Genomic DNA, 20,954 nt, shown 5'->3' with positions numbered 1-20,954 from the left:
GGAATTCTAACCCGCATCCCAGGCGGCGTTGCAGTCGCGGGTCTCGGCGCGCGCCGACGCCGCGTGCGCGCGCAGGGTCTGGGCGCTGACGCCGTCGGCCGCCATCGCATCGATCCAATACCGCACCAGCACGCTGCCCAGCGGCTGGGCCTCGGCCTCGAACCCCGCCTCGCGCAGGGCCGCGGCCCGCCCCTGCGCGGGCGCCTCGCTGCCGAACCGGCCGAGCGCGACGGCGTTGGCCTCGGGGCCGTCGCCGATGACGTAGTAGTCGGTGAAGCCGGCCTCGAGCAGCCGCGCGACCACGGCGTCGGCCGCGGCGCGGTCGGCAAGCGGCGCCATCCAGACCCGCCAGCCACGCGGCGTTTCACCGACCTCGCGGACCGCCGTGCGCACGCTGACCCCGGCCAGGCGTGCCCGCGCGGCATCGCGCATCGCCGGATCGGCGAACGGCCCCAGGGCGACGCACAGCGCCGGTGCAGCCGTGCGCGCAGGCGCCGCGTCGACCTCGGCACCGACTTCGGCGTCGGCGGGCGCCGCAGGCGCGGGCGGCAGCGCGGGCCCGTCCACGCGCGTGCTCGCGGCCGGTCCCGCGGACACGGCGTCGGGTAGGGGTTCGGAGGCGAGCGTCAGCGTGCCGCGATCCTGCACGGCCAGCGCATGCGCATCCCCCGCCTCGCCGCGCGCCGCCCACCAGGCGGCGACACCGAAGTTCAGGATGACCAGCAGGACGAGAAGCGCGCGGAGCCACATGCCGTCGATTCTAGGCGGCTGCGGCCGTCGTGGCGCGATACCAGCGCGCCAGTCCCGCGAGGACGAGATCGGGCCGCATCCGCGCTTCGGGCAACAGCGCCTGCAGGGCGAGCGCGCCGCCGCCGTGCAGCAGCAGGGCCGGCCTGGTGCCGACGCGGGCTGCCGCCTGGTCGACGCTGCGCTCGATCAGTGCCACCGCGGCGCCCTCGCAGCCCGACACCAGCGCGTCCTCGGTATCGACCGCGAATTCGGCATAGCGCCCGCCGGTCGGCGCGAGCTGGGCCACCCGGCGGTGCAGAGCCTCGCGCATCAGCGTCGGCGACGGCGCGATGCGCCCACCGAGATGGCGGCCGTCGACATCCAGCAGATCGATCGTCAACGCAGTGCCCACCCCCGCCACCACGACCGGTCCGTGCCGTTCCGCACGTGCGGCGAGCAGGGCGAGAAACCGGTCCACGCCCAGGCGCGCAGGGTCGGCGTAGGCGATCGTCACGCCGTCGAGCGCAGGCCGCGTGCGCGCCTGCATCACCGCCGCCCCGCGCGCGGCCAGGGCGTCCAGCAACACCGCATGCACGGCCGGCGACGCCACGCTGGCCACGACCGCGGTGCCGATCCGCGGCGGCAACGCATCGATCCAGGCCGGATCCAGGCCACCGGCCGCATGCGCGGTGCCCGACACGGGGCCGATGCCGTCGTCGTGCAACAGCGCATATTTGAGGCGCGTGTTGCCGAGGTCGAGCAGCCAGACGCTCACCCGGCACCCTCCGCGCGCACGCTCACCTCACCGGCGTGGAAGGCCTGACGCGTGCCGTCGGCCATGCGCACGGCGAGGGCGCCGTCCGCCGCGACGCCCTCGGCGACGCCCGCCACGCGCTCGCGTCCCGTCAGCACCTCGATCCGCCGCCCCCGCAGGGCATCCACCGCGTGGTAACGCGGCAGAAACGGGGCCAGGCCCTCGCGGTCGAACCGGGCCAGCGCCGGCAACCAGGCGCACAGCAGGGCGGCAGCGACCGCATTGCGCGCCGGCGGTGCGCCGGCGGCGAGCGCGGCGAGATCGATCCAGGGTTGGTCGATTCCGGCCGCCGCCGCGTCCGGCATCCGCACGTTGACCCCGATGCCGAGCACGGCGCGGACCGGGCCGGCGTGTTCGCCGCCCCCTTCGACCAGGACGCCGCCGAGCTTGCGCAACGTCGGGCCGCTGGCGACGACGAGATCGTTCGGCCATTTCAGCGCCACACCGGCGACGCCGAGGGTCTGCATCGCCTCGACCGCCGCAATGCCGGCGACGAGACTCAGCCCCCCCAGACGGGCCAGGCCGCCGTCGAATCCGCGCTGCAGCGACAGATAGACATGCGCCGCCAGCGGCGATTGCCAGACGCGGCCACGGCGACCGCGGCCGCCGGTCTGGCGCTCGGCCAGCAGCACGTCCGCCAGCGCACCCGGCATGGGGCGTCGAAGCAGTTCGGCATTGGTGGAATCGAGCGACCACGCCACGTCGAGGCCGCCGAGCCCGGCCTGCACGGGCGCGGGCAGCGCCGCGCGGATCGCATCGGCATCGAGCAGGTCGGGCCGATGGCGCAGGGCATAGCCGTGGCCGCGCCGCGCATCGACGGTCACCCCGGCCGCGCGCAGCTGGGCGATGCGCTTCCAGACTGCCGCGCGGGTCTGCCCGCATTCGCGCGCGAGCACGTCCCCCGACACCGGCCCGTCGCCGAGGCGCAGCAGCAGCGCGCGTTCGGCGTTCATCGGCGCCGACGCCGGAACGGGCCGGGAACGGCGCGCACGGCACCCCACATCGAAGCGGCATGGACAGGCATGGCGCGATTATCGACCACTCCTGCGGCGCCTGTCGCCGGCCGCGCCGGCGGTGCCGGCATCCTGCGCTATAGTTCGGGGCTGTACGCGCGCGATCTCTCTCCGGGGTGCCGATGTCCGTCCGACCGATTCTCTGCGGCGTTCTGCTTGCCGCCTGCCTGCCCGCGACCGCCCGCGACGTCCGCGCGCAGGAGACCGCGGAATCGGCGCCGTGCGGCGCGACCGCAGCGGGCGCCGAGGCCATCGACCCCGCGATCGGTACCCAGCGCCGCGCGCCTGCGCCCAGCGGCGCCAAGGCGCGCACGTCGGCGGGTGGCATCGACACCGAGACGCCGTCGCGCGGGCCGCGCTGGCACAGTTTCCTTCCGGGCATGTTCCGCTGAGCGAGGCCGGACGGTGGTGAGCGCACTGCTGCGCCGCCTGTTCCCGGGCGCCGCACCGGCGATTCCGGCCGAGGCCTGGTCCGCCACCGTGCACCGCCTGCCGTGGGTCGCGGCGCTGGATGCGTCGCGGGCGGCCCGTCTCGCACGCCTGGCCGCGACCTTCCTGCACCGCAAGACCATCACGCCCGTCGGCGATCTCCAGCTCGCCGACGACGACCGCATCGCCCTCGCCGCCCTGTGCTGCCTGCCGCTGCTGGAGTTCGGCGAGGAAGGGCTGCACGGCTGGTCGCAGCTGATCGTCTATCCCGACGCGTTCCGGGTGAACCGCAGCCATGTCGATGCGGCCGGCGTGATGCACGAATGGGAGGACGAACTGATCGGCGAGGCCTGGGACAGCGGCCCGCTGGTGCTGTCCTGGGCCGACGTGCAGGCCGACATCGCCGAGCCCGACGCGGGCTTCTGCGTCGCGGTCCACGAGATGGTCCACAAACTCGACGCGCTCGATGGGGTGGTCGACGGCACACCGCCCCTGCCGCGCGCCTGGCAGAGCGCCTGGGCGCGGGAGTTCCAGGCCGCCTACGACGCCCTCGTCGAACGCGTGGACGCGGGCGCGGACGTCGACATCGACGCCTACGCAGCCGAAGCGCCCGAGGAATTCTTCGCCGTCTGCAGCGAGTACCACTTCAGCGCACCCGCCGTGCTGCGGGCCGCGCTGCCGACGGTCGCCGCGCATCTCGAACGCTTCTACGGACGGTCGCCCTTCGCCTGAGCGCGCCGCCTAGAACCCCGGCGGCAGCCGCACACAGAAGCAGGCACCGCCGAGTTCGTCGGAACGCCCCACCTGCAGCTCGCCGCGATAGCTGTGCACGATGTCCTGCACGATCGACAGGCCGATGCCGTGACCCTGCACGCGCTCGTCGCCGCGCACGCCGCGCTGCAGCACCGCCGTCACCCGGTCGGCCGGGATACCGGGGCCGTCGTCCTCGACGACGAGAATCAGGCCCGGCCGGCGATTCGGGGCCCGCTCGCCTTCCTTCACGGTCAGCAGCACGCGACTCTTCGCCCACTTGAATGCGTTCTCGAGCAGGTTGCCCAGCAGCTCCTGCAGGTCGCCGGGCTCACCGTGGAAGCGCGCGGCGGGATCGATTTCGAACTCGCACACCGCGCCCTTGGCAGCGTAGATCTTCTCGAGCCCGCGAACGATCTGCTCGGCGTGCGGCTCGATCTCGATCGCGGCGGAAAACAGCTGGTGCCCGCTGGAGGCCGCACGCGCCAGCTGGTAGGTCACCAGATCGGTCATGCGTTGCAGCTGCGCTTCCACTTCCTCGCGCAGCTCGGCCTCGCCGGTGCCGGCATCGAGCCGCGAGCGCAGCACCGCCAGCGGCGTCTTCAGGCTGTGCGCGAGATCCGACATCGTGTTGCGCTGCCGGGCCAGATGTTCGCGCTCGCTCTCGATCAGCGCGTTGATGCTCTCGGTCAGCGGCTGCAGCTCACGCGGATGCTGCATGCCCATGCGATCGGCCTGGCCGCGTTGCACGCGCACCAGCTCGTGCTCGACCCGGCGCAGCGGCCACAGGCTCCAGCGCACGATCAGCGCCTGCAGCAACAGCAGGATCACGCCGGCGATGCCGAGGTTCACCCACAGCGCGGCGCGGAACACCCGCACCTGGCGCGGCACGATGCCCGCATCCTCCATGACGTAGATGGTGTAGGCGAACTCGCTGTCGGGCCGCCCTTCCGGCGACCACACCAGGCCGATGCCGTAGCGGTAGACCTCGCCCGGGGTGCCGTCGCTGCGCACCATCGGCAGGGGGCCGTCGAAGCGTTCTTCGCGGGCGCCGAGCATCGTGGCCTCGGGCAGTTCCTGGCCGGACGCCGACCGCGAATTCCAGCGATCGTTCGGCAGCACCACCTCGGCATACAGTCCGCTGCCGGGCCGCAGGAAGCGGTCGTCGGGCGGCGATTCCGAGGGATAGATCTCGCCGCCGCGCAGGAACTCGATGTCCCCGGCGTAGGCATAGACGTAGTTGCGCAGGCGCTCGCGCTGGCCCTCGCCGGCCACGTCGATGAACGCCCGGTCGAGGGCGTAGCCGGCCAGCGCGAGGAAGGCCAGCAGGCCCACGCTCGCCGCCAGCACCTGGCGTGCCTGCAGCGAGCGCGGACGCCAGCGCGCGGGATGTCGTCGTTCACCACCCATGACGCATCGTAGCCCGGCGCCTCACGCTCCGGCACCGCGGTGCGGCACCGGAGGCGGCGACGCCGGCGAGGATCAGCCTTCGGTATTGCGCGGAATCGCGAAGCGGTAACCGCGACCGCGGACGGTCTCGATCGGCTTGAGGGTGCCGTCGGGATCGAGCTTCTTGCGCAGGCGACCGATGAAGACCTCGAGCACGTTGGAATCGCGGTCGAAGTCCTGCTGGTAGATGTGCTCGGTGAGATCGGCCTTCGAGACCAGTTCGCCCGCATGCATCATCAGATACTCGAGCACCTTGTACTCGTAGCTCGTCAGATCGACGTTCTTGCCGTCGACGCTCACCGTCTGCGCGGCGAGATCGAGCGTCACCGTGCCGCATTCGAGCGTCGGCTTGCTCCAGCCGGCCGCGCGGCGCACCAGCGCATTGATGCGTGCCAGCAGTTCCTCGACGTGGAACGGCTTGACCAGATAGTCGTCGGCGCCCTGCTTGAGGCCGTCGACCTTGTCCTGCCAGCTCGAGCGCGCGGTCAGGATCAGCACCGGAAACTGCTTGCCCTCCTCGCGCAGGGCCTTGATCAGCTCCATGCCCGACATCTTCGGCAGGCCGAGATCGATGATGCCGACATCGAACGGCACCTCGCGGCCCATGTACAGGCCCTCCTCGCCATCCTGGGCGGCGTCGACGGCGAAGCCTTCACGCTTCAGGCGTGCGGCGAGGGTCTCACGTAGAGGAGCTTCGTCTTCGACGAGCAGGATGCGCATGGGTCAACTCCGGTCGAACGGCCGGACCGGCCGTGAATGGGGCGAGAATGCAGGATCAATCGTCGTCGCCGCGTGCACGCATCGGCCGTCCGCGTTGCTGCGGATCATCGACGTAGACCCGGACGCGCCCGCTGTCGTCCATCACCTTGATGCGGTTGAGATCGCGCCCGTCGGAGTGCATGCGCTCGACGCTGAGCACGCGCCCACGTGTGCTGCGTTCGATCCTGCGCACCGAATCGGACATCGAATCCTGCGCGCGGCCCCGATTGGCATCGGGGCGTCCCAGCGAGGCGCGCATGTCGGGCGCCCCGCGCGGCCCCGCCTGTGCGGGCGGATCGTCGAAACCGGCCGCCTGCACGGACCCGCCCGCCAGCAGCGCGACGGCGAGCAGTGAGGACGGCAACACGGAAGACGACGAACCGGACACGGCCACTCCTGGCGGGACGACGGCGATAAGGTATTGAATGGTCGGGGGAAAGCGGTGAATCCGTCCTTAACTTTTCGTTGACATCACAGTCGTCGTTCAGCTTCGGACGGCGTCCGATGATGGGCGGCTCAGTAGATTTCCGCAACGCAACAGCGGAGGGATCCGCCCGCGGCCTCGATCGCATCGAGGGCCACGGCCTCGACCCGGAAGCCCGCCGCGGCCAGCGTGCGGTACGCCGACGTGTCGAGCGCCTGCGCCCCACCCGCGCTCATCCACACCGTGTCCGCGGACAACGCGATCGCATTGCCGCTGAAGGCGGCCTTCTGCTGCGGCGAGAGCGGTATGCCGTACGGATAGAAGGCCGTGATGGCATCGGCCACCCCCGGATCCGCGAAGCCGTCGCGGCAGACCAGCGCTGCACGGCCGGCCAGCACGGCGAGCACGACATTGGTGTGGTACTCGCCCGGCGCGAGGTCGAACATCAGCGTCGCGCGCAGACCGAACGCGGCGTGCATCCGGCGGGCGCCGGCCTCGTCGCAGCGCGAGGACAGGCCGCAGAAGCCGAGGCCGCGCGCACGGTCGATCACCAGCGCCCCGGTGAGTTCGCAGGGATGCGGCTGGTCCGACAGGTCGATCTCCTGATACCCCAGCAGATCACGCAGAAACCCCCGGATGTCGGCGCGTGTCGCCTCGCGCCGACGCACCGGGTGATGCATGCGGCCGATGATCGACCGCCCCGGCACGGTGGCGAACACGTTGTTGGGAAACACCGCATCCGGCGTGTCGTCGGCGCCGGGAAAGCACACCGTCGGCAGGACCGCGGCCATGCGCGCCTGCAATCCGCGGTGCTGGGCCTGGGCGAGACCACCGTCGAACGCGGCGGCATCGGCCATGTACCGGTTGTCGTGGGCCGACTCGTCGGCGCGCACGAACCGGTCCGGCGCCACCAGGAACGCCGCCCGCGGCGTCGCACCGCGGGCATCCGGCGCGCAGTCGCGTGCGAACGCGAAGAACGCGCCGGCGTCGCGGGTGATCATGCCGCTGCGCGCGGGCGCGCGGTGTCGGTCGCCTCGATGGCGCGTTCGACCAGACCCCAGTCGGCATCCGGGCGGTGTGCGCCCTCGCTCAGGATCTGCCGGAACATGCGGCCACCGGGCTGGCCGTGGAACAAGCCGAGGATGTGCCGCGTGATGTGCTTGAGCGCCAGGCCCTCGGCCATGCGTGCCTCGGCATACGGCCGCAGCGCGCGCAGCAACGCGGCGCGCGGCTGGCGTTCACGGCCGGTGAGCATCGCGTCGGCGGCATGAAGCAGGTACGGATCGTGGTAGGCGGCCCGTCCGAGCATCACGCCGTCGACGTGCGCGAGCTGGGCCTGCACCGCATCCAGCGTGGCGATGCCGCCATTGATCACCACCGGCAGCGAGGGCCGCTCCTGCTTCAGGCGATGCGCCCAGTCGTAGCGCAGCGGTGGCACCTCGCGATTCTCCTTCGGCGACAGCCCCTTGAGCCAGGCATTGCGCGCGTGCACCACCACCAGCGCAGCCCCCGCCGCGACGGCGCCGTCGACGAAGGCGCGGAAGACCGCGTAGTCGTCGTCTTCGTCCACCCCCAGCCGGCACTTCACCGTGACCGGCACGCGGCTCGCGGCGGCCATCGCCCCGATGCAGTCGGCCACCAGCGCCGGCTCGCGCATCAGACAGGCGCCGAAACGCCCGGCCTGCACGCGGTCGGAGGGACAACCGCAGTTGAGGTTGATCTCGTCGAAGCCATGCGCGGCCGCGATCCGCGACGCCTCGGCCAGCAACGCCGGCTCGCTGCCGCCCAGCTGCAGCGCCAGCGGCGTCTGCTCGGGCGTGGCGGCCAGCAGCCGGCTGCGATCGCCGTGGATCACCGCGTTCGCGTGCACCATCTCGGTATAGAGCCGCGCGCCGGGCGCGAGGATGCGGTGGAACTGACGGCAATGGACGTCGGTCCAGTCCATCATCGGGGCCACGGAGAGGCGGATCGAGGCGGGGTCCAGCGGGGTCATCGGAATCCTGGTGTGCGGGTCGCGGCGCGGAGGCGCGAGACGACGATGCGGTGGCGACGCGGTGTATGCCAGCGTACCGGGCGATGTCGACACGGGCGCGTCGCGCCCTGGAACGCCGGCCGCGGTCCACCCGCGCGGCGATCCGCAAGTCTGCGACCCCGGAGCTGTACATGGTATTTCTCTACGCCCTCGCCGTGGCCCTCGCCGTCTGGAGCGTGGCGGCGATCCAGCTGCTTCCGGGCGTCCGCGACGCCGGCCGCCTGCTGGCCTGGTGCGCCGGCGCACTCGCGCTGGCGACCGCCGCCTGTGTGGTCTACGGCGCCTACGGCCTGGCCCGCTATGGCGACTGGCTGTCGATCTCGACCGCGCAGGCGCTGCACATGCTGCTGGGTGAGGGCAATCCGGCGCTGCGACGCGCCGAATCCGCCGCGCTGAATCGCGCGGCCGGTGTGTATCTCAACCTCGACATCGGCTGGACGCTGCTCGGACTGTGCGTGCTGCAGTTCCAGTCGATCGGCGTCTGGGCCCGGATCGCCGAGGCGCGGCGCCGGCGACGCCTCGGCGCGACATCACGCGCCACGCGCTGACGGCCCACCCCGACGCGCGCATGTCCTGACCGGATCGCGACGCGCGCGGATTTTTCGACGACGGCGCGGCCGCTCGCGGAATCGCCGCGGCGCCCCGATCGTGCCCCCGCGCCGGGCCTTGCCGGCCTGTGCAGCGACCGCCTCCGGACGTCCTGGCGAGGCGGTGGCGGCCTCGGCGCGCGCAGAGGCCGCGGAGCTGCAGGTGGGCCGGGACGTGGACGCCGGTCGCGCGCAGGCCCCGCGCCGCGCCGCGAGGCATCGACCGCGAAGACGTCCGCAGACGGCGCGCGCGGCATCGCACCTGTCGCCCCGCCGACGCATGCGCGACCCGCGCGATGCCCGCGTCTCGGGATCGCCATCCCGGCGAAATCAAAGCATCACATTCGCTCCCTAGCCTGCGCGGCTTCACGCACGACGACCGGCCGGGCACCTCCCACCCGCTGTGTCGGCGTGCGTTTTTCCGACGTCCCTAACGAGCCCCTCATGACCCACCGCCGCCGGTTCACTTCCCTCCGTACCCCCCCGCGCAAGACCCTCAGCCTGCTGATCCACGGCGCGCTGGTCGCCGGAATGACAACGGTGCCACTGCAGGCATCCGCGCAGCAGTCCCCCGAAACGGCCAGTGCGGTGCAGCAGCTCGACAGCGTGGTGGTCACCGGCACCTACAGCCGCAGCCTCGAGCAGGCGGTCGACCTCAAGCGCGACAACATCGGCTTCTCGGATTCGATCGTCGCCACCGATGTCGCGGACTTCCCCGAGCAGAACCTCGCCGAAGCGCTGCAGCGCATGCCGGGCGTGACCATCGAGCGCAACAAGGGCCTGGGGTCACGCGTCAACGTGCGCGGCCTGCCGTCGGACTACACGCATGTCTCGATCAACGATCTGGCCACGGCCTCGGGCAGCGGCGGCCGCGAGGTCGAGTTCGACATCTTCGCCTCGGAGATCATCCAGCAGGTCACGGTGCAGAAATCCCCCACCGCGGCCGACGAGGAAGGTGGCATCGCCGGCTCGGTGAAGATCTCCACAGCGCGCCCGTTCGACTACAGCGCGCGCCAGCTGGTGGCGTCGTTCGAAGGCGCGTGGAATTCGATCTCCGAGGAAACCGATCCGAAGATCTCGTTCCTCGCGTCCGACACCTGGGGCGACTGGGGCGCGCTGGTGTCGGTCTCGTCGGCCAAGCGCACCAACCGCACCGACGCCACCTCGGGCATCAATTTCCGTCCGATGTCGCGCTTCCTCGGCGCCTCCGGCGTGCGCGGCTCACAGGCCGAGGCCGTGATCGAGCGTGACACCGGTCGCCAGATCGCCAACCGCGCCAACACCGCCGAGTCCAACCTGATCGTGTTCCAGGACAAGGTCGGCGATCGCGTGTTCCTCAACGAGCAGGACAAGTGGGGCGCGACCGCGTCGCTGCAGTTCAAGCCCAACCGCGATTTCAGCCTGACCTTCGATGCCCTGGTCGGCGGCTACGACTCCACCGAGGACGAGTACGATGCCGCCGCGTATTCGGCCTCCAGCCGCAGCACGCTCGAAACCATCCACGAATACGACGACACCACGCTGGCCCAGCACGGCATCCTGGTACTGCGCGACGTGTCCTACACCGCCACCCAGCACGAGTTCCTGAGCAAGGAGCGGATCAACGAGACCGACTTCCGCCAGTACAGCGCGGCGCTGGACTGGCGCGGCGACAGCTGGAGCATCGATGCGCTGCTCGGGTATTCCGGTGCGCGCAAGACCCTGGATTACGCCAATCTCAAGCACGTGGCCTATGCCCCCTCGCGCACGCGCTGGAGCGGCAACAGCGGCGAGACGATCCCGAGCGCGTCCTCGGCCGGCTTCGACATGTATGCCTCGCCCGAGCGCTACCTGTTCGAGGCCTACGAAACCACGCGCGAGCACATCAGCGACGACAAGTACGCTGCCCAGGTCAATCTGCGCAAGACGCTGGACCTCGCGTTCCTGCCCGCGCTGCGCGACGTGCAGTTCGGCGCGCGCCACACCGACAAGTCCAAGGAACGCGAGTACGGCGAAGCCAAGATCGGCGGTCCCGCCGCCGGCGACAACCGCTGGGTCAACACGCGCACGCTGGCCGACAGCCAGCTGCGGCCGATCGCCGACATCGTGCCGGGCGGTGCCTACAGCGCGCGCGATCTGGACTGGCAGATGATCTCCAACGCCTATGCACGCGACACCTTCCGCTATGCCGGCTTCTACACGCCGTTCGACGACGCGCAGTACTACCGGGTCGACGAGACGACGACGGCGCTGTATGCGATGACCAATTTCGGCTTCGACCTCGGCCGCGTTCCGGTCACCCTCAATGCGGGCGCGCGCTACATCGACACCTCGGTCACCTCGTTCGGCTACCACCCGGTGCAGAACCCGGACGGCAGCACCGGCTACACCGATGCGCCGATCTCGATGGACGGCGACTACAGCGATGTGCTGCCCAGCGTGAATCTGACCGCCGAACTCGCCGACGGCCTGCTGCTGCGCGCCGCCGCATCGGAGACGCTGATCCGTCCGGCGATGACCGACATCGCCTACAAGCGCACCGCGAGCTGGAGCTCCTACCGGTTCACCGACGGCAACCCCGGACTGAAGCCGACCTACGCCGACCAGTGGGAAGTCGGCCTGGAAAAATACCTGGCCAATGGCGGCCTGCTGGCGGCCTCGTACTTCCGCAAGAAGATCGACGGCGTGGTGATCAACGCGCTTACCGGCGTGGTCGCGGACGTGCCGGTGTACAACGCCAACGGCACGCTCAACGGCATCTACGATTTCGATGTCTACCAGCCGGTCAATGCCGCGGGCTCCTACGAGGTCGACGGCGTGGAGCTGATCGCCCAGTTGCCGCTGTCCACGCTGCACACCGCGCTCGAGGGCTTCGGCATCAACGCCAACTACACGCTGCTCGACAGCTCGCTGGCCGGCGAATCCGCGCTGGGCATCCAGACCCCGATGCCGGGTCTGGCCGAACGCACCTGGAACCTCACCGCGTACTACGAGAATCCGCGCTTCGACGCCCGCGTGTCCTACAACCACAAGAGCGAGTACGTCGAGTCGATCGGCTACAACATGTATCCGATCTACCGCGATGCCTACGGCCAGCTCGACGTGTCGATCGGCGTGCGCCTGGCCGACAACCTCAAGCTGAGTCTCAAGGGCATCAACCTCACCGACGAGGCGACCACCGGCTACACGATGGACCCGGCGTTTCCGACGATGTACGAACTCTCGGGCCGCCGCATCAGCCTGGGCCTGCGCGCGGACTTCTGAGCATGGCACCTGGCGGACGGCGCGCCCGCTCCACGCCCCGGAGCGGGCACGCGGGCGCGGACCTCTCGCCTCGCCGGCCCGCGCGCGTTCCGAAGCGGTCGCGCGTGCTGACCGCCGCCCTGCTGCTGTGCGGCCTGGCGGCGGCCGGCGCGGACGCGCATGCGGAGGATGCGCCGCGCCCGGCCGGGCCGCAGGCCCCGGTGCGCATCGCGTTCATGCCGGATGTGCACTTCCACGACGTCCACGCCACGTTCGAGCCCGGCACCTTCGATGGTGTGCTCAACCCGCGCACCGGACGCCGGGCGACGATACGCACGATGCAGGCGCAGCTGACCTCGACACGCCTGTTCAACGAGAACGCATTCGCCTTTCTCGCCGCGCTCGACGATGCGGTCGCCCGCGGGGTACGCATCATCGCGCTGCCCGGCGATTTTTCCGACGACGGCCAGCCCGTGCACATGCGCGGCCTGGTGCGCATCCTCGACGACTACGCCGCGCGCCACGGCGTCGAGTTCTTCGCGGTGCCGGGCAATCACGATCCGGTACGCCCCTTCGATCAGCCCGGCGGAAAACCTGATTATCTCGGCCGTGATCCCCGTACGGGGCGTCCGGGACCGGTCGCGGTGTACAGCGCCGGCGCGCACGCCGCCTGCGACGGCGTGGCAGGCACGCGGACCACGCCCGACGGTGTCGTGCACTGCACCGACGCCGTGCGCCATCTGGGCCATGCCGGCATCACCGCCGCACTCGCCGGGCACGGCTTCATGCCCAAGCCGCAGGACCGCTACTACGCCACGCCCTACAGCCCCGTGGCACCGGATGAGTACGCGTTCGCGCGCGCCCGCGAACAGGCGCAATGGTCCAGGCGCGCGTCCACGGTCTGCAACGACCTCGCGGATCAGGAGACACCGCGGACGGACGGCCCGCTCTGCGCGCGGCTGCCGGATGCCTCCTACGTCGTCGAGCCGGTCGAGGGCCTGTGGCTGGTGGGCCTGGATGCGAACGTCTACCTGCCGACCGGCGCGACCACGTTCAGCGGGTCCGGCAACCACGGCTACGACCGCATGCTGCGGCACAAGCCGCATGTGATCACCTGGCTGGCGGACGTGGTGGCGCGCGGCGCAGCCGAGGGCAAGCAGGTCGTCGCCTTCAGCCACTTTCCGATGGGCGAGTTCTTCAACGGCGCGTCCGACGACATCGCTCGCCTGCTCGGCGCGGAGGCCATGCAGCTGGCACGTCGCCCGGCGGACACCACGACCGGCGCACTCGCACGGACCGGCCTGCGGGTGCATGTCGGCGGGCACATGCACCTCAACGACATCGCCGTTCACCGCACGCCCGAGGGCCACACGCTGTTCAACATCCAGACGCCGTCGCTGGCTGCCTACGTACCGGCCTACACGCTGATGACGGTCGAAGGCGCGGATCGGATCGAGGTGGAGACCATCCGTGTGAGCGCGGTTCCGCGCTTCGACGAGTTCTTCGATCTCTACCGCGAGGAACACGCGGCGTCGGCCGATGCGCGCTGGGACCCCGCGATCCTCGACGCCGGCGACTACCGCAGCTTCGCGCGCCACGCGTTGACGGAACTGGTGCGTCTGCGCCTGCTCGACAGTGACTGGCTCTGCGATCTGCATGCGCTGGTGCAGGGGCCGGTCTCGGGCGCCGACCTGCTGGTGCTCTCGCAATTGCCCCGGGCGACGACGCTGCGCGACTGGCTCGCCGCGCCGGACTCGGGCGCGCCGCCCGCGCTCGCCGCCTGCCTGGACGAGACCGGCGACGCATCCGCAGGTCGCGCCGGGACGCGCACGGCCGCGCGCATCGAATCCGCGCGACGCAGCGCGGCGCGACTGGCCGGCGCACGCGGGCTCACGCTCGGCGCGCTGGCCGACTGGACGATGTTCGACCTCGCGGTCGACATGATGCGCCTGGCCAACGCCGGTGATCTCGCGCTCGACGACATCCCGGCAGCGCGCCTGGCGCAGTACGCGCTGCTGGCGGAACTGTTCTCCGCCGACGGCGCCGGCCCGCCCGATCCCGGCCTGGCACTCGCGGGCGGCACGCCGGTGGTCGCACTGGTGCGGAAACGGATCGGCCCGCTGCTCGCGATCGTCGGCCGCCTGTCGGCAGGGGCGCCGACCGCGCACGTGCGCCTCGACCTCGCCCGCGGCGAGGTGGTGGACCTGTCCCCCGATGCGCCGCCCCCAGCGTCGCCGACGGCCGCACCTGCGCGCACCGCGCCACCCGCCCCGGTCACGCGCTGAGCGCGTGACCTCGCACAGGACCTCAGTGGCCGATGCTCTCGGCCATCCATGACGGATCGCGGCGCGGCGCGGTCGTCGACACCGGCTGGACTTCGAGTTCGATCGGCCCCAGCGGCAGCGTCGCTTCACCGTCGACCGGCCGTGTGCCGTGCGCATCGGCCTGGCTGACGATCCGCACCATTTCGCTGGATCCGTCCGGCCAGACCACGCGGAACGTCTCCCCGGCCGGCAGGGTGCGGAACGGCGTGTCGCTCTGCGCGCGGTGAAGCGCGGCGATCTGGGCGGCGCCGAGCTGGCGCTGCGCCTCCGGCGCGTCGACGGTGGTGGTCTCGACCTGGGACAGGCTGCGGTAGTGGCTGCCGACCGCATCGACCACCACGCCGGCCACGGCGACCGAATAGCCGCCGAACAGGGCGACCCAGAACCAGAAGCGCACACGGCGCGACGTCATTCGCTTCGTCATCTCATCACCACTTCATGCGAGTGCTCCATCAGGAGCATGTTCACCATCTCGTCGACCTCGTCCGCCTCGCCCGGCGACAGCGCCGCCTGGTGGACGAAGGTGGAAAAATCCTGCTGCGGCGCGCGCGCGCAGATGCCGCCGTTGGCGCAGTACTGCGTCATCAGTGCCCCGCCCTGGCTGCAGTCGAGACCGAGCCGGCAGGATGCGAGCTGCCAGGCCAGTTCCGACATCCGGGTGCCGGACACGGCACCGGCCAGCGCGGCGTCACCGGCGGCGGCCAGCCCCATCGCGGGTGCCAGTGCCATGTAGGCGTCCGGATCGCGCGAGGCCTGCACCCGCGCCACCAGATCCCGACGATAGAGTTCGTCGTCGACCAGCGGCTCGCCCATGGCCAGCAGAGCGGCTTCCGACGCCAGGCTGCCCGCCAGCGCGGCTTCCTGGCGCTGTGCGACCAGCTGCAGGAAGCCGCCCACGTCACCGGGCAGGAAGCGGCCGCAGCGCGCGGCCACGCGATCGCGCGCGCCCTCCAGCGCACGCGCCACGCGCGGGGCCACCCGCGCCATCAGCGCGGTGTCGCGTGTGTAATCGAGGGGCGCCTGCGCGTACGCGCCGCAGTAGTCGTGCACGCGGCTCACCAGCCAGCGCGCTTCGGCATCGCCCGCGTCGGCCGCCGGCTGCAGCCGCCGGGCGAATGCGAACAGGTCGTCACTGCGTTCGAATTCCTGACGGCGCGAACTCCATCGCGCCGGCGCCTTCGCCGGAACCGTCACGCGCCCCAGCGCGGCCGGTGGCGCGCGGTCGGGATCGGGATCGTCGAAGGCCGGCATCGGCGCGGGTCGAACCACGTCCGGCGCCGCGTGGGCCATCGTCGCCGCCGCGTCCACGGGCGTGGCCGCGCGCCAGGTCGTCATCGACGTGACCACGGCTCCGACGAGCGCGATGAGGGCGAACACTCTGACCAACACGTGCGGTCCTGCGGATGACGGCCATGCTGCGGCCGCGGCAGCCCGGCGCAAGGCACGGAGCGTGGATTCTAGCCGATCACCGGGCCTCGCCCGCGGCGGTGTCGGGCGAAGCGTGCGCGCCGTCACCCCGCCTGCGGGAAGTCGCTGCAGGCCGGGCGACACGCGCCCGGGCACGTTTCACGCGGTGCACGAGGCGGCCCGCCCACAGTCGCCGGCCGACCGCTATGCTGGACGCGGGAGGACCGGGCCGCGCGCGCACGCGTGCGGCAGCGGGCGCCGCCGTCCCCGGGCGCCGATCACGCAGGCGCGCCGATGCTTCCGACCTCCCTTGCACCTCAGCCGTCCCGTTCCCGCCCGACGCGGGTGATCGCCGTCCCCGGCACCACCGCCGCCCGCCCGGGACACGAGCGCGCCACGCTCGGCTGGATCGCCGCCCAGGTCGCCCGGATTCTGGAACTGCCGTTCGACGGCTTCGCCGATGCGTTGCCATCCCCGCAGGACGATGCGTTTCTCGTGCCGCAGGAGACGCTCGATGCCGGCGCCGCCGCACGCTGGGGCGTCGTCGAGGCGTCGGACCTGCTGGGCGGCGTGGTGCCGGCGGCGTTCGTGGCCACCAAGCTCATCACGCATGGCCTCGTCGCCGCCGACGCCGCCGCGCCGGCAGGCTGGAACGCGGCGCTCGGGGCGCAGTTGCAGGCCGTCACCGTTCCCGGCTTCAGCGTGTTCGCCGGCGGCGATCTGCTGCGTGCGGCCGCCACGCTGCTGGCATCGGCACGTGCGGTGCGCATCAAGCTCGCCGACGGCATCGGCGGTGGCGGCCAGTTCGTCGTGCACGATCTCGACGCCTGCCGGCATCGCCTCGGCCTGCTCACGCCCGCCGATCTGGATGCCGGCGTCGTCGTCGAGGCGGACGTGGCGCAACCGGCGACCTACAGCGTCGGCACGCTGCGTCTGGGCGGACGCAGCATCGCCTACGTGGGCACCCAGGGACTCGGGCGCGACCGTCTCGGACGTCCGGTCTACGGTGGATCGACCCTGTCGGTGGTGCGCGGCGGCCTGCCCGAACTGCTCGAGGTCGTCCACCAGCCGCGCCTGCGACGCACCGTGGACATGGCGATCGCCTACGACCGCTGCGCGCAGGCCGCTTATCCGCAGCTGGTGTGCTCGCGCCGCAACTACGACGTGCTCTGGGGCCGTGACGCGCAGGGACGCCCACAGGGCGGCGTGCTCGAACAATCGTGGCGCGTCGGCGGCGCGACGCCGGCCGAACTGGCGGCATTCGACCTGCTCGACCGCGAGCCGGGGATTACCCGCGTGCTCGCCTCGACCGTCGAACGTCACGGCCCGGTGCAGGTGCCGGCGCAGGCGGAGGTCTATTGTGTGCTCGACGATCCGCGCTGCGGCCTGATCACCAAGTTCCGCCACGCCGGTGCCGATCCCGGCGCCCTGTCCGCATTCGAGGCCTTCGATGGAAGCACGTCTTTCCACGCTTGAGATCCCGGTCGACGACGAGCGCCTCAGCGCCACGCTGCTGGCGCCGGCCGAGTCGGTGCCCGGCGTGCTGTTCGTACACGGCTGGGGCGGCCGGCAACAGCACAATCTGGTGCGCGCGCGCGAGGCCGTGGGCCTGGGATGCATCTGTCTGACCTTCGATCTGCGTGGCCACGCACGCGATGCCGCGCAGCGTGATCACGTCTCGCGCGCGCAGAATCTCGACGACCTCGTCGCCGCCTACGACACCCTGGCCGCAGTGCCGGCGGTCGATCCGGATGCGATCGCCGTCGTGGGCATCAGCTACGGCGGCTATCTCGCGGCGCTGTTGACCCGCCTGCGCCGGGTGCGCTGGCTGGCGCTGCGCTCACCGGCGATCTATCCCGATCCGGGCTGGGACGCACCCAAGACCGCGCTCAACGCCGACCCCGGGCTGATGCCCTATCGCGAATCCGTACTCGCGCCGGCCGACAACCTCGCGCTGTCCGCCGCGGCCGCCTACACCGGCGACGTGCTGCTGGTGGAGGCCGAGCACGACACGATCGTGCCGCACCGCGTGACCAAGAACTTCGAGGCCGCCTTCGGCAGCGCGCGTTCGCTGACCTCGCGGATGATCCGCGGCGCCGACCACGCCCTGACCGAAAAGCGCCATCAGCAGCAGTACACCGCCTACCTGATCGACTGGCTGACCGAGATGGTCGTCGGCACCCGCGAGCATTTCGCCCGCGAGGCCGTGGCCCGCCAGAAATCGCTCGGCCCGCGTTGACGTGCCGCATGCAGCGGCGGCCCCAAGGTGGGGCATCGCCGTTGCCGGGAGTCCACCATGCGTTTCTCCGTCCGTGCTGTGCCCGCGTTGATCCTGGTTGCGATGCTGACGGTCGCCTGCAATCCGCATCCGCAGCCGCCCGCCGCATCGCGCGATCCGCAGACCACGAGCCCGCCCGACCCCAACGCCAACCGCAGCCCGGACGAGGCCGGCGGCGTGACCGCGCGCGATGTCGACGGCACCCGCACGTCGGCACCGACCGAGGATGCCGTCGACCCGACCCCGCCTGCGGAACCGCCCGCGCGCTGAGCCGGGGGCGGGCGGCGGCCGAGCCGCGCGCATCCGGGGGTTTACGCCGACCGCGCCGCCGGCCACCATGCCGCCCCTGCTTCCCCCGGACCGCGTCGATGCCCTTTCTCGAACTCACCCTGCAGTGCACCGAGGCGGAACAGCCGCGGTATGCGCGCGCGCTGGAGGATGTCGGCGCCCTGGCCGTGACCATGCTCGACGCCGATGCCGATACCGGCAACGAGCACGCCATCCTCGAGCCCGGCGTCGGCGAAACGCCGCTGTGGAATTCGGTGGTACTGACCGCGCTGTTCGACGCCGAGACCGATGCGCTGGCGCTGCTCGCCGCACTCGATGCCTTCGACGGCGAGCTCGACTGGACGCGGGCGGGCTTCCGCAGCGTCGAGGACCAGGACTGGGAACGCGCGTGGATGGACCAGTACGTGCCGCTGCGCTTCGGCGCGCGCACCTGGATCGTGCCGTGGAATCTGGACGTGCCGGACGAGGCCGGAGCGGACGCGGCGATCATCCGGCTCGATCCGGGCCTGGCCTTCGGCTCGGGCACCCATCCCACGACCGCGCTGTGCCTGCAGTGGCTCGATGCGCTGGCGGCCGAGGGCGCGCTCGACGGACGGACGGTGCTGGACTACGGCTGCGGCAGCGGCATCCTCGCGCTCGCGGCGCTCAAGCTCGGAGCCGCGCACGCGGTCGGCGTGGACAACGATCCACAGGCCCTGCTGGCCTCGGCCGACAATGCCGAACGCAATGCGGTCGGTTCCGCGCTGGAGGTGTGCCTGCCGGCCGAGGCGCCGCAGACGACGTATCCGGTGGTGCTGGCGAACATCCTCGCCTCGGCGCTCGACGCGCTGGCCGAGGTGCTGGCCGAGCGTGTGGCGCCGGGCGGACGCATCGCGCTGTCGGGCATTCTCGACGGCCAGGAAGAGGAGCTGCTGCGCCGCTACCGGCCCTGGTTCGAACAGCTGGCGGTGACCCGCGAGGGCGACTGGGTCCGGATCGACGGCGTCCGTCGCTGAGCGGCACTGCGGCCCGGGCGCCGTGATTCAATAGCTCCATGTTCATCAACTGCAAGCACTGCGGCACGCTGGTGGCCACCGATCCGGTGACCGATCTGCCGCCCGAGCGCTGTCCGCGCTGTCGCGGTGTCCTGCGCGCGGCCGATGCACCGGCCGCGCCTTCGGTCGCCACGCTGCTGAAGCCGGCGCAGGCCGCGACCGCGCCTGCGCCCCCGACGACGCCGGCACCAGCGCCGCCCGCAGCCCCTGCCACGTCGCCGCCGCCCGATACGCCGTCACGGTCTGCGACCGAATCGCCGCGCCCCGAGCCGGCGCGCGCGCCGGCCGAAACCGCGGTCGCTGCCACGCCGCCCGCACCCGCAGCCGCCTCGCCGGCGCCGTCCGAAGCGCCAGCACCCGCCGCGCCGACATCATCACCGCCCTCCGAGCCCGCCCCCCTGGTGACGGTGCCCGACCGGCGCTCGCCCAATCGCCTGTCCGGTCCCGGCATCGCCCGCCCGTCGCCGAGTTTCGTGCGCCGCATGCGCAGCGGAGGTGCCGGCGAATCACGCCGCCAGCGCCGGCTGCTGACCGCCGGCGTCGCCGCGCTGTCGCTGCTGCTGGTGCTGCAGGTCCTGCTGGCCGACCGCGCGCGGCTCGCCCGGGACCCCGGCTGGCGTCCGCTGCTGACGACGCTCTGCGGCGCGCTGCGCTGCAGCCTGCCGCCGTGGCGCGAACCCGCCGCATTGACCCTGCTGGCGCGTGACGTCCGCCCGGATCCCGCCGCACCGTCGCAGCTGCTGGTCAGCGCGACGTTCCGCAACGATGCGCGCTGGGCACAGGGCTGGCCGCATCTGCGGCTGACGCTCTCCGACATCGACGGCCGCCCCGTCGGCAGCCGCACCTTCGCGCCCGAGGAGTATCTCGACGCCGACGCGCGCGGCGCCCCCCTGGCCGCCGGACAGAGCGCGCAGGTGCGCCTCGTGCTGCGCGAACCTGAAGGCCGCGCGGTGTCCTTCGCCTTCGATTTCATCTGATGCCGCACGGCGCGCCGGCGTTGTTCCGGTCTCGGCGCGCGCGCTAGACTGGCCCGCCGTCCCGGAGCGTCGGCGCAGTGCGCCGGCGGCCACGTCGTCGTCATCCGCCGAGATCCGCTTTGAACGCAGACCGATCCAACAGCAGTCCGCGCGAGGTTCCACGTACACCGCTGCGCGAGCATGTCGCGGTCTCGATCCAGCGCTATCTGGGCGACCTCAACGGCAACGACACCGACAATCTCTACGAGGTCGCCCTGCGCGAGCTGGAGATTCCGTTGTTCGTCGAAGTGCTGAACTTCTGCGACGGCAACCAGAGCCGCGCCGCAGCGATGCTCGGCATCCACCGCGCCACGTTGCGCAAGAAGCTGCGCGAGTACGCCCTGGTCTGAGCGCCCGGGTGCGATGCCGGCGGCCGCTATAATCGCGCGTCCATCCGCC

At 71.7% G+C, this 20,954-nt stretch carries 20 protein-coding genes and 1 pseudogene; 11 read left to right on the top strand and 10 right to left on the bottom strand.

Features of this window, described 5'->3' with window-relative positions; all coding sequences use genetic code 11:
* Positions 1 to 6: 6 nt before the first annotated feature.
* Genes PQS31_RS13755 through PQS31_RS13745 form a run of 3 tightly spaced genes read right to left on the bottom strand, consistent with a single transcriptional unit; the run spans position 7 to position 2,496 of the window.
* Entirely contained in the window at positions 7 to 750 is a 744-nt protein-coding gene (locus tag PQS31_RS13755; protein ID WP_272763309.1) for an SPOR domain-containing protein, read from the bottom strand.
* 10 nt (positions 751 to 760) lie between these two features.
* The gene (locus PQS31_RS13750) at positions 761 to 1,504 is read right to left on the bottom strand and encodes a type III pantothenate kinase (RefSeq protein WP_272763308.1); all 744 of its coding nucleotides are present in this window, start codon (positions 1,502 to 1,504) and stop codon (positions 761 to 763) included.
* Positions 1,501 to 2,496, bottom strand: coding sequence for a biotin--[acetyl-CoA-carboxylase] ligase (locus tag PQS31_RS13745; RefSeq protein ID WP_272763307.1), 996 nt, complete (start codon positions 2,494 to 2,496; stop codon positions 1,501 to 1,503). The genes PQS31_RS13750 and PQS31_RS13745 overlap by 4 nt, the downstream gene beginning before the upstream one ends.
* 182 nt (positions 2,497 to 2,678) lie before the next feature.
* On the opposite strand from PQS31_RS13745, the gene PQS31_RS13740 reads away from it, so the two are divergent.
* Together PQS31_RS13740 and PQS31_RS13735 are read left to right on the top strand one after the other, a co-directional pair.
* Positions 2,679 to 2,948: a hypothetical protein gene (locus tag PQS31_RS13740; RefSeq protein WP_272763306.1), complete on the top strand. Its 270-nt coding sequence runs from the start codon at positions 2,679 to 2,681 to the stop codon at positions 2,946 to 2,948.
* An 88-nt stretch (positions 2,949 to 3,036) separates the two neighbouring features.
* A complete protein-coding gene (locus PQS31_RS13735) occupies positions 3,037 to 3,717 on the top strand; it encodes a M90 family metallopeptidase (protein WP_272763425.1) in 681 nt (226 codons plus the stop codon).
* A 9-nt stretch (positions 3,718 to 3,726) separates the two neighbouring features.
* Here the strand turns inward: PQS31_RS13735 and PQS31_RS13730 are convergent, their stop codons facing one another.
* The 5 genes from PQS31_RS13730 to dusA all read right to left on the bottom strand — a co-directional run bounded on the left by PQS31_RS13730 (position 3,727) and on the right by dusA (position 8,360).
* Complete coding sequence (locus PQS31_RS13730) at positions 3,727 to 5,145, bottom strand: sensor histidine kinase (protein ID WP_272763305.1); 1,419 nt, start codon at positions 5,143 to 5,145, stop codon at positions 3,727 to 3,729.
* A gap of 72 nt (positions 5,146 to 5,217) precedes the next feature.
* A complete protein-coding gene (locus PQS31_RS13725; RefSeq protein ID WP_096210257.1) occupies positions 5,218 to 5,904 on the bottom strand; it encodes a response regulator transcription factor in 687 nt (228 codons plus the stop codon).
* Between the two features lie 55 nt (positions 5,905 to 5,959).
* The gene (locus PQS31_RS13720) at positions 5,960 to 6,331 is read right to left on the bottom strand and encodes a hypothetical protein (protein ID WP_272763304.1); all 372 of its coding nucleotides are present in this window, start codon (positions 6,329 to 6,331) and stop codon (positions 5,960 to 5,962) included.
* A gap of 128 nt (positions 6,332 to 6,459) precedes the next feature.
* Entirely contained in the window at positions 6,460 to 7,368 is a 909-nt protein-coding gene (locus PQS31_RS13715; RefSeq protein ID WP_272763303.1) for an arginine deiminase-related protein, read from the bottom strand.
* Positions 7,365 to 8,360 carry a tRNA dihydrouridine(20/20a) synthase DusA gene (dusA, locus tag PQS31_RS13710; RefSeq protein ID WP_272763302.1) on the bottom strand — a complete coding sequence of 332 codons (996 nt, stop codon included), beginning with the start codon at positions 8,358 to 8,360 and terminating at the stop codon, positions 7,365 to 7,367. The genes PQS31_RS13715 and dusA overlap by 4 nt, the downstream gene beginning before the upstream one ends.
* Positions 8,361 to 8,530: 170 nt before the next feature.
* On the opposite strand from dusA, the gene PQS31_RS13705 reads away from it, so the two are divergent.
* The 3 genes from PQS31_RS13705 to PQS31_RS13695 all read left to right on the top strand — a co-directional run bounded on the left by PQS31_RS13705 (position 8,531) and on the right by PQS31_RS13695 (position 14,493).
* Positions 8,531 to 8,947, top strand: a complete 417-nt coding sequence (locus PQS31_RS13705) for a hypothetical protein (RefSeq protein WP_272763301.1) — start codon at positions 8,531 to 8,533, stop codon at positions 8,945 to 8,947.
* A 483-nt stretch (positions 8,948 to 9,430) separates the two neighbouring features.
* Positions 9,431 to 12,229 (top strand): TonB-dependent receptor, encoded by a 2,799-nt coding sequence (locus PQS31_RS13700; RefSeq protein WP_272763300.1) that lies wholly within the window; start codon positions 9,431 to 9,433, stop codon positions 12,227 to 12,229.
* 104 nt (positions 12,230 to 12,333) lie between these two features.
* Positions 12,334 to 14,493: a metallophosphoesterase gene (locus tag PQS31_RS13695; protein ID WP_272763299.1), complete on the top strand. Its 2,160-nt coding sequence runs from the start codon at positions 12,334 to 12,336 to the stop codon at positions 14,491 to 14,493.
* A gap of 22 nt (positions 14,494 to 14,515) precedes the next feature.
* Here PQS31_RS13695 and PQS31_RS13690 read toward each other — a convergent pair whose 3' ends face one another.
* On the bottom strand, positions 14,516 to 14,944 hold the full coding sequence (locus PQS31_RS13690; RefSeq protein ID WP_272763297.1) for a hypothetical protein: 429 nt from the start codon (positions 14,942 to 14,944) through the stop codon (positions 14,516 to 14,518).
* An 8-nt stretch (positions 14,945 to 14,952) separates the two neighbouring features.
* A complete protein-coding gene (locus PQS31_RS13685; protein WP_272763296.1) occupies positions 14,953 to 15,867 on the bottom strand; it encodes a hypothetical protein in 915 nt (304 codons plus the stop codon).
* A gap of 417 nt (positions 15,868 to 16,284) precedes the next feature.
* Between PQS31_RS13685 and PQS31_RS13680 the strand changes: the two genes are divergently transcribed.
* The 6 genes and pseudogenes from PQS31_RS13680 to fis all read left to right on the top strand — a co-directional run bounded on the left by PQS31_RS13680 (position 16,285) and on the right by fis (position 20,905).
* A complete protein-coding gene (locus tag PQS31_RS13680; protein ID WP_272763295.1) occupies positions 16,285 to 17,415 on the top strand; it encodes a DUF3182 family protein in 1,131 nt (376 codons plus the stop codon).
* Positions 17,390 to 18,166, top strand: a pseudogene (locus PQS31_RS13675) (alpha/beta fold hydrolase); the annotation flags it as partial. The gene PQS31_RS13680 and the pseudogene PQS31_RS13675, both read left to right, overlap by 26 nt.
* Before the next feature lie 69 nt (positions 18,167 to 18,235).
* A complete protein-coding gene (locus tag PQS31_RS13670) occupies positions 18,236 to 18,487 on the top strand; it encodes a hypothetical protein (protein ID WP_272763294.1) in 252 nt (83 codons plus the stop codon).
* Between the two features lie 98 nt (positions 18,488 to 18,585).
* Positions 18,586 to 19,500, top strand: coding sequence for a 50S ribosomal protein L11 methyltransferase (prmA, locus tag PQS31_RS13665; protein ID WP_272763293.1), 915 nt, complete (start codon positions 18,586 to 18,588; stop codon positions 19,498 to 19,500).
* Positions 19,501 to 19,538: 38 nt separating this feature from the next.
* On the top strand, positions 19,539 to 20,516 hold the full coding sequence (locus tag PQS31_RS13660; RefSeq protein ID WP_272763292.1) for a DUF3426 domain-containing protein: 978 nt from the start codon (positions 19,539 to 19,541) through the stop codon (positions 20,514 to 20,516).
* Positions 20,517 to 20,635: 119 nt separating this feature from the next.
* The gene (gene fis / locus PQS31_RS13655) at positions 20,636 to 20,905 is read left to right on the top strand and encodes a DNA-binding transcriptional regulator Fis (protein WP_272763291.1); all 270 of its coding nucleotides are present in this window, start codon (positions 20,636 to 20,638) and stop codon (positions 20,903 to 20,905) included.
* The last annotated feature ends 49 nt before the right edge of the window (positions 20,906 to 20,954 follow it).

Origin of the sequence: Luteimonas sp. BLCC-B24 (assembly GCF_028550595.1) — a bacterium.
Lineage (GTDB): Bacteria > Pseudomonadota > Gammaproteobacteria > Xanthomonadales > Xanthomonadaceae > Luteimonas.
This window is presented reverse-complemented; position numbering and strand designations above follow the sequence as displayed.